Raw genomic sequence first — 3,539 nt, forward strand, 5'->3', positions numbered from 1 at the left:
AGGTTTGATTGTATTCACTGCCGCAAAGCTACAACCAAACCTCAAAGTGTAAAAGGTGCATTTGTTCGAATGCTTACAAATAACCCCACCCCGCCAGCTTCTAACGAAGCGGCGAAGTGGGGTTTATATTATCATATAACCAAAATTTTACCACCGTAAAGTTTACTACAGTAAAATTCATTCGGTAGATATAAAAAACCAGCTTTTTGGGGTAAAAGCAGCATCTTATATAGTTAAAAGTATCTCTTATTCTTTCGTATAATTCAAATCAAGTTGAATACCCAATAATTTATTAGCATCTGAAATATCATTCAATTCCAAAACCTCCGTATCTACTATTAATGCCTTATATTCTTCCTCTGATAACTCTTTTGCTAATAAATCTAATGTTGATTGATTAACAGACAATATATACTGAAAATTATTGTTCACACATTCTTTTTGTGCAATTTTCAACATCGTAGCTACTTGACGAGGATCATTTTCTGAAACCAATCGGCTATCATGAAAAATAAATTTTACAGAATGATTATATTGTCCTTTCAATAAAGTCCAGTCAAAGCAGAAAGTTCTAACTTCATTCACGCCATCCCCCGTATCATCCATTATTTTAGCCTTAATGTCAAAGCGCAATTTATTTGTTCCAGAATTATTTTCAATTGTGATACCGGATGTTTTATCTTCGTAGAATTGTTCCGTCAAAGACTGAAATATTAAAATATTTTTCTTTATTAAAGATTCAACTTCTTCAAGGTATTTATTGGTGGAAAGATTTTCATCAGCAAACTCTTTTTTTACTTCTTCTAACTTAGTCTTATACTCTTTTACCAATTGCTTATATTGCTCCAACTTAGACAACTCCATCCTATATTCAGCTAACAGTTTGGTTAATTGGGTATAATCATCCAATGCCCCGTGAGAAGCCAAATACTGAAGTTTCTCATTCTCTTGATGTCCCAAATAGGCAATCTTACTTTCTGTTTCAGACAAAGATCGTTCAAATCGAGCTTTCTCCTGTAACAGATTAATAGTTCTATTATCTAATAGTTTTGCATTAAAGGCTTCTATTTCTTCCAGCCTTTTAACAACCATATCACTTAATTGGACTTTAGCCTCATTATAGAAATCAATAAGTTGTTGTTTTGTTATATCGGGCTTGTATTGCAGACTTTTCTCAATATTGGCAATAACCATACGATACTTCATCGCCTCATTTTGACAAGACTTCAAAGAAGCAGAAATACGATCAGCATCTTTTCTAATTTCATTATAATCTTCTGCTATTACGAAATTATCAATGTTGCATTGTAATTCATTTATCTTTTTTTCCAATCCAACAATTTTTATTTCAACATTCTCTGATACTTCATCTTTCATGAAGAAAGATTTCATTATTGGATCTTTTTGTATCTTATTGCCTAAATCTTTTATTCCATCAAGATCTTCCTTTAATTTATTTTTCTTTACAATCCTATCTATATCCAATCCTAACAGATAAGAATTGTTAAGAAGTTTAACATAATCTTGTTCTTCTTTTACAAAATCCCAATATAAATCATAGCTACTTCTTTTAGGACGAATGAATCTTGAAATAAGACTTCTAAAGGTTAGATAGTTAACAGGGGTTGTCAATCCAAACACCTCTTGTCCCATGAAACTTCTGAATTCAGCTAAAGACATCTTCTCATCATTCAAAAATATTACATCTTGTTGTTCAGTTGTTCGATAAGAAGTATATTCTTTACCATTTATCTCAAAATCAAGATAAAATATCCACCCTTGAAGCAATTCCTCAAATGCAGGTATTTTATTTGAAGCAAGACAAAAATGTATTAAAGCAATTGATAATGATTTTCCAACGCTATTATATGTGTTTCTTTCGTTTTCAGTTCTCTTTTTGGCTACAATCAGAGAAATACCTTTTGATTTAAAAGGAATTGTATGAAAACTTTCTTTATTTGCTCTTAATTTAAGTAGTTTCATATTTTATAATTTCTCCGTTAGTATTTATATTAATTGTCCCTATCAAGTACAACAAGTTTATAGCCATTACAACATTATCAAAACTATGATAAGCCGGAAAAACATCTCTTGTTTTGTTAACCTTTGAATACTCCTGCCATAGTTCGTCCAATGTATAAGGTCTTTTTGCCAAAAAAGTCAATAAAATTCCGGCAAGTCCCAATAAGGACTCAGATAAACTAATATGTTTAGAAGGCAAAATCATATTTCAGGAGCTTTAAAAATATCACAATACTCAAAATAATAAGACATTAAAGTAAAAATAGCAGCATCAATAGCAACAGTATGTTGAGGATAAGCCTTTTCATAAATATAAAAAAAGATTTCATCACTCTTATTTGTTGCGTCTGGAATTACCGTTAATGCCTCATTATATAAACCATTAAACACGTTCCGAAGTTCATTCTTAATGAAATTACTGTTATATTCAAAGAAATCATTAATTACACCTTCATTTATTCTATGACTTTTTAAATACACAGCAACCTGTTCACTCAGCTTATTAAAGATGATTTTTTCTTCAAAATTTGGATTTATGGGAATCACTTCTTTTTGAGGATTAGTTTTTACTTTTAGCATGTAATCAACAACATCTTTCATCACACCATATTCAACTCCCACATTGTCTGGATTAGGAATAACACCAATAATATCATCTATTGCTACTTCATCCAAACTCAAGAAAACATCTTCCAAATCTTTACATAAGAAAGGATTAGCACAAACATCCTTATATTGAATTTCAATTTTACGTAATTCTGCAAATAAACTGGCATACGCACCTTTATACTTGTCGTTAACTACATAAAAGAAACTTTGTATGGGATAAAGAGATTGCCAGTATGCATATAATCCAGAAAAGTCCGTAACTAACTTCTCTATTGTTTCTTTCTCCTTTATCTTAATATCCTCAGGAGCATATACTTGATAATAAGTACCCGTTGTTTTATCAAAACCATCGTTCTTTCTATCACCGTATTGTCCTTGTGGTTTAACCTGCTGGAAATTACGGTTGTGACGTTGCATGATCTGTGTAAAAAAAGACTCAAATGCTGCACCGTCACAAGAATATACTTTTGTTTGAAACATCAAACGTACTATGTATCTCGTGTTTCTATCCATGACTATTAAATCTAACTACAAAGATATGGATTTCATATGATTCTTGTATGCTTCTTTGAGAATATTTAAAATATTCCATAACACATAGTCATACTAATGGTTGAAACATTCCAGTTTTTACGCCACAAAACTGGAACACTTTTAGGTGCACACATAAAAAATGATACCCCTCCGGACCGCTGTCCTTTGGAGTATCACCATTCAAACAAGAAAAGAAACCTCATCCTGTTTCACAACTGTATGAAGCCATTGCTATGACAAACACCAATACGCAGTTTGGGATTTCCTGCCTCACGGCAATAGTTTCACCAGTACAAAGCAAAAACATGGACTTATTCTTTCGGCAGCGGATAGCTCTCGGACAGCTTGTCCTCACGTGCCTGCCGTTTTATCTC

The 3,539-nt window shown here is 32.0% G+C and carries 3 protein-coding genes; all 3 read right to left on the reverse strand.

What is annotated here, in order from left to right:
* Positions 1 to 246 precede the first annotated feature (246 nt).
* Genes ABUA47_RS23705 through ABUA47_RS23715 form a run of 3 tightly spaced genes read right to left on the reverse strand, consistent with a single transcriptional unit; the run spans position 247 to position 3,144 of the window.
* Positions 247 to 1,983 carry a DUF2326 domain-containing protein gene (locus ABUA47_RS23705; protein ID WP_196031188.1) on the reverse strand — a complete coding sequence of 579 codons (1,737 nt, stop codon included), beginning with the start codon at positions 1,981 to 1,983 and terminating at the stop codon, positions 247 to 249.
* On the reverse strand, positions 1,970 to 2,227 hold the full coding sequence (locus ABUA47_RS23710) for an ABC-three component system middle component 6 (RefSeq protein WP_122139706.1): 258 nt from the start codon (positions 2,225 to 2,227) through the stop codon (positions 1,970 to 1,972). The genes ABUA47_RS23705 and ABUA47_RS23710 overlap by 14 nt, the downstream gene beginning before the upstream one ends.
* The gene (locus ABUA47_RS23715; protein ID WP_139018686.1) at positions 2,224 to 3,144 is read right to left on the reverse strand and encodes an ABC-three component system protein; all 921 of its coding nucleotides are present in this window, start codon (positions 3,142 to 3,144) and stop codon (positions 2,224 to 2,226) included. The genes ABUA47_RS23710 and ABUA47_RS23715 overlap by 4 nt, the downstream gene beginning before the upstream one ends.
* Positions 3,145 to 3,539 lie beyond the last annotated feature (395 nt).

Source organism: Bacteroides sp. RTP31139st1_H2_RTP31139_211217 (assembly GCF_040227615.1).
GTDB classification, from domain to species: Bacteria; Bacteroidota; Bacteroidia; order Bacteroidales; family Bacteroidaceae; genus Bacteroides; species Bacteroides uniformis.